Origin of the sequence: Embleya sp. NPDC005971 (assembly GCF_040629175.1) — a bacterium.
Classification (GTDB): Bacteria; Actinomycetota; Actinomycetes; order Streptomycetales; family Streptomycetaceae; genus Embleya.
In genome coordinates this window covers 1-5,772 of the sequence record NZ_JBEXUX010000144.1, presented here as the reverse complement: position 1 = coordinate 5,772, position 5,772 = coordinate 1, and the positions used below count along the sequence as shown (strand labels likewise).

Sequence of the window (5,772 nt, the reverse complement as noted above, 5' to 3'; positions counted from 1 at the left end):
CCACATCCACCCGGTCGAGCCACTCCTCCGACCCCGACCGCAACACCGACACCAACGACCAGTCCACGAACGGCGCAAGAGCCGCCTCACACTCGGCAATCCGCCCCGCGAACACCGGCGACGAATCCACCAGTTCCGCAGCCATCCCCAACCACTGCGAACCCTGACCAGGAAAGACGAAGACCGTCCGACCCGAAGACCGCACCGCGCCCGAGAACACCCGCGATCCGGTGTCCCCGGCGGCCAGCGCCGCCAGGCCCGCCGTCAACTCGGCCCGATCCGCGGCGAGTACCACCCCGCGGTGCTCCAGCAACGCCCGCGATGCCACCAGCGCCGACGCCGTCGTCCGGGCGTCCGACTCCGCCGATTCGCCCACGAAGTCGCCCAATCGAAGCGCCTGTGCGCGCAGCGCGGTCGCCGATTTGCCCGACACCACGAACGGCAGCGTGCCACCGGTGGGCCCGGCCGCGGTCGACGGCTCGGGGGCCGGGTCCTCGACGGCCGCCTGTTCCAGCACCACATGCGCGTTCGTACCGCTGATCCCGAACGAAGAGACACCCGCTCGCCGCGGCCGACCCGTGTCCGGCCACTCCCGCGCCTCGGTCAGCAAGCGCACGTCGCCCGCCGTCCAGTCCACATGCGGGGTCGGTTCGGTCACATGCAGCGTCTTGGGCAGCAGGCCCGCGCGCAGGGCCATGACCGTCTTGATCACCCCGGCGACGCCGGAAACCGCCTGCCCGTGGCCGAGGTTCGACTTGAGCGAGCCGAGCCACAGCGGCAGTTCGGGGTCGCGGCCCTGTCCGTAGGTGGCGATGATCGCCTGGGCCTCGATCGGGTCGCCGAGCGTCGTTCCGGTCCCGTGCGCCTCGACGGCATCCACGTCCTGCGCACTCAACCGACCGTTCGCCAACGCCTGCTGGATCACCCGCTGCTGCGACGGACCGCTGGGCGCGGCCAGGCCGTTGCTCGCACCGTCCTGGTTGATCGCGCTGCCGCGCACCACGGCCAGCACCCGGTGACCATTGCGCTCCGCGTCCGAGAGCCGTTCCACCAGCAGCACGCCGACGCCCTCGGACCAACTCGTGCCGTCCGCCGTCGCGGAGAACGCCTTGCTGCGGCCGTCCGTCGCGAGGCCGCGTTGGCGACTGAACTCGACGAACAGGCCGGGCGTCGGCATCACGCTGACACCACCGACCAGTGCCATCGAGCACTCGTCGCCACGCAGCGCCTGCACCGCCAGATGCAGACTCACCAGCGAGGACGAGCACGCGGTGTCGACGCTCACCGCCGGCCCTTCCAGGCCGAAGGTGTAGGCGACCCGGCCGGAGCCGACGCTGCTGGCGTTGCCGGTGCCGAGGTAGCCCTCGACGTCTTCGGGAGTACGGTCCAGGCGCGCGGCGTAGTCCTTGGCGAGCATGCCGAAGAACACGCCGGTGCGGCTGCCGCGCAGCGTGGCCGGGTCGATGCCGGCCCGCTCGATCGCCTCCCACGAGGACTCCATCAGGAGCCTTTGCTGCGGATCCATCGCCAGTGCCTCGCGCGGCGAGATCCCGAAGAACTCGGCGTCGAAGTCGGCGACGTCGTCCAGGAATCCGCCCGAGCGCACATAGCTCTTGCCGTGTCGGCCGGGGTCGGGGTCGTACAGGCCGTCCAGGTCCCAGCCGCGGTCGGTGGGGAAGTCGCCGATCGCGTCGCGGCCCTCGGCCACCAGCCGCCACAGGTCCTCCGGCGAGCCGACACCGCCCGGGAACCGGCAGGCCATGCCGACGATCGCGATGGCCTCGTTGTCCACCGCGGGTCGGTCGACCGGGATCGCGGCGACCTCGGCCCCGGCGGTACCGAGCAGTTCGGCACGGAGGAATCCGGCGAGCGCGAGCGGGGTCGGGTGGTCGAACACCAGCGTGGTGGGCAACCGCAGGCCGGTGGCCGTGTTGAGGCGGTTGCGCAACTCGACGGAGGTGAGCGAGTCGAAGCCGAGATCCTTGAACGCGCGTTCGGCGTCCGCCGCTTCGGTGGAGCCGTGGCCCAGGACCGCGGCGACGTTCGCACGTACCAGGTCGACCAGGATGCGGGTCTGCTCGGCCGTCGTGACGTTCGCCAGCTCGCGGGCCAGCGGGTTGTGCTGCCCGACGACGGTGGTCTCGACGGCACGGCGTACCTCGCGGATGCGGACCAGACCCCGGAGGAGCCTCGGCAGCGAACCGGCCGCGGCCTGGGTGCGAAGCGCGGTGTGCTCCAACCGGGCCGCGACGATGTGCGGTTCGTCGATGTTCAGGGCCGCGTCGAGCAGGCCGAGGCCCTGCTCGACGGTCATCGCCGCGATGCCGGAGCGGCGCATCCGGGCCAGGTCCTGCCGGCCGAGGTGCCCGGTCATACCGCTCGCGTCGGCCCACAGACCCCACGACACGGAAGTCGCGGGGAGGCCGTCGGCGTGCCGCCGGCGTGCGAGGGCGTCCAGGAAGGTGTTGGCCGCCGCGTAGCCCGACTGGCCGACATTGCCGAGCACGCCGGCCAGGGAGGAGAAGAGTACGAAGGCGGAGAGGTCGTGGTCGGCGGTCAGTTCGTGCAGGTTGATCGCACCGTCGACCTTGGACCGCAGTACACGTTCCAGTTGCTCGGGGGTCATCGACTCGATCAGGCCGTCGTCCAGGACCCCGGTCGCATGCACGACACCGGTCAGCGGTGCACCCGCGGGAATCCGCCCCAACACACCGGCCAGAGCCTCGCGATCCGCCGCATCACACGCCTCGACCGCGATCCGCGCCCCGAGGGCGGTGAGTTCGGCCGACAACTCGGCCGCGCCGGCGGCTTCCGTGCCGCTGCGACTGATCAACACCAGGCTGCGTACGCCGTGTTCGGCGACCAGATGGCGGGCCACCAAAGCGCCGAGCGTGCCGGTCCCGCCCGTGATCAGGACCGTACCGTCCCGGTCGAGCGGCTTCGGCATCCGCAACACCAACTTGCCCACGTGCCTGGCCTGCGCCATGAACCGGAACGCCTCCGGCGCCCGCCGCACATCGAACGACCGCACCACGATCGGCGCGAGCGCACCCGATTCGAACAGGCCCAACAGGTCGCCGAGCAAAGCCCCGATGCGCTCCGGACCCGCCTCCAACAGGTTGTACGCCTGATACGAGACACCCGGATGGGCCGCCTGCACCGCCTCCGCATCCCGGATGTCGGTCTTGCCCATCTCCAACAACCGACCGCCATCGGCCAACAACCGCAACGACGCGTCCACGAACTCACCCGCAAGCGAGTTCAACACCACATCCACACCACGACCCGCCGTGGCCGCACGGAACCGCTCCTCGAAATCGAGCGAACGCGAATCCGCGATATGCGCATCGTCCAGACCCAACGACCGCAACGTGCCCCACTTGCCGACACTCGCCGTCGCGAACACCTCGGCACCCAGATGACGCGCGATCTGCACCGCCGCCATCCCCACACCACCGGCACCCGCATGCACCAGCACCGACTCACCCGGCCGCAGACCACCCAACTCCGCCAGCCCGTAATACGCCGTCAGGAACACCACCGGCACCGACGCCGCCTGCTCGAACGACCAACCGACCGGCATCGGCGCCGCCATCCGGCCGTCGGCCACGGCGATCGGGCCGAAGGCATCCCGGAACATCCCGAACACCCGGTCGCCGACCGCGAGTCCGGACACCTCCGGTCCGACCTCGGTGACCACACCGGCGCCTTCGCTGCCCATGCCGCTCTGATTGGGCACCATGCCGTGACCGATCAGCACGTCACGGAAGTTGACCCCGGCCGCGTGCACGGCGATGCGCACGTCGACCGGTCCCAACGGCCGTTCCGCCGCCGGTGTGGGCAGCAGGGCCAGGTCCGACAGGGCACCCGCCCGAGCCGTCTCCAGGCGCCAGGCTCCGGTGGGCGGGGGCACCAGGCCCGCGCCCGACTCGACCCGGGCCAGCCGTGGCGCCAACAGGGCGCCGTCGCGCACCGCGACCTGCGGTTCCCCGCAGGACAGGGCGCCGGGGAGCGCCGCGAAGGACGGGTCGTCGGGATCGAGATCGACGAGCACGAAGCGGTCCGGGTGTTCGCTCTGCGCACTGCGCAGCAGTCCCCAGAGGGGCGCGTGGGCGAGATCCGCGCCATCGGACCCGTCGGCCGTTCGGACGGCACCGCGCGTCACGACCACCAGCCGGGAGACGGCGAAGCGCCCGTCGGCGAGCCACGTCCGGACCAGGTCGAGGACACCCGTGAGTGTCGCCACGACCAGGTCCGCCGTCGCGGGAGCGTCGGCCACGATGTCGGTCGGAGGGAGGCAGGTCAGTGCGACCACGTCCGGAACGGCGCCTTCGCGCTCACCGACCGCGGCCAGTTCGGCGTATGCCTCGGCGTCGAGGTTCCGCGCCCGCAGCCCTGCGGCCAGGCCCGACGCGGCCGTCCCGAGGACGGCCCACGTACCCGTCGTGGTCTCCGCCGGTTCGACCGGGATCCAATCGAGCAGGAAGAGCGAGTCGTGGGCGGGGTCGCGCCCGAGGTCGAGCCGGTCCGGCGCCATCGCGCGCACGGTCAGGCCCCGCGCGGCGAACACCGGCCGTCCGGCGGAGTCGGCCGCGAGCACCGCGAGCGTGTCCGTGCCGGTGACGGACAACCGCACCCGCAGCGCGGTGGCACCGGTCGCGTACAGGGCGGCGTCCGTCCACACGAAGGGCAAGCGGACCGTGCCGGGCTCCGCCGGGGCCAGCCCGCTGTGGCCGGCGGCGTGCAGCGCGGCGTCCAGCAGAGCCGGGTGCAAGGCGAATCGTTCGGCGTCCCGCACCTGTTCGGTGGGCAGCGCCACCTCGGCGTACACATCCTTGCCCACCCGCCAGGCGGCACGCAGGCCCTGGAACGCCGGGCCGTAGCCGTATCCCGTGGCGGCCAGTTCGGTGTAGAAGCCGTCCAGGGCCACGGGTCGCGCGCCCGCGGGCGGCCAGCTCCCGAGTTCCGGCACGGCTTCGACAACGGACGGCGCCAGCACACCGGAGGCATGGCGGACCCACACGTCGTCCCGGGCCCCGCCGTCTCCGCCGCTCTGGGTGCGCCCGTACACGGACACACCGCACTGTCCGTCGTCGTCGGGTGCATCGACGAACACCTGGATCTGCACGGCCCCACGCTCGGGAATCACCAGCGGTGCTTCCAGCGCGAGTTCGGCGATGCGACCGCAGCCGACCTCGTCGCCGGCCCGAACCACCAGCTCCACGAACGCGGTTCCGGGCAGCAGTACCGTCCCGGCCACCGCGTGATCGCGCAACCAGGGGTGCGACCGGAGCGAGATTCGACCGGTGAGTACCGCGCCCTGGCCGCCGCCGAGTTGCATCGCCGCGCCGAGCAGCGGGTGGTCCGCCCCGGTCAAGCCGAACCCGCGCGCGTCACCGGCGGACGCCGTACGTTCCAGCCAATAGCGCTCGTGCTGGAAGGCATAGGTCGGCAGATCCACGAGCGCCGATTCGCGGTCGTGATCGTGATGATCGCCCGACCGCAGGGACCAGTCCACGGCGAGACCGCCGACGTACGCCTCCGCCAAGGCGGTGGCGAAGCGCTCCGGTCCACCCTCGCCCCGGCGCAGGGTGCCCAGGACCACGGCCTGCGTGTCGGCGGACTCGATCGTGTCAGTGAGCGCGGTGGTCAGGACGGGGTGTGCGCTGGCCTCGATGAAGGTGTCGAAGCCCTGCGCGAGCAGCAGCCGCACCGTCTCCTCGAACCGCACGGTCTCGCGCAGGTTGCTGTACCAGTACTCCGCGTCCAGGG

General features: G+C 71.8%; 1 protein-coding gene. It reads right to left on the bottom strand.

Features of this window, described 5'->3' with window-relative positions; genetic code table 11:
- A partial coding sequence (locus ABZ374_RS47760) for an SDR family NAD(P)-dependent oxidoreductase (protein WP_360324904.1) occupies window positions 1-5,772 on the bottom strand: 5,772 nt, incomplete at both ends.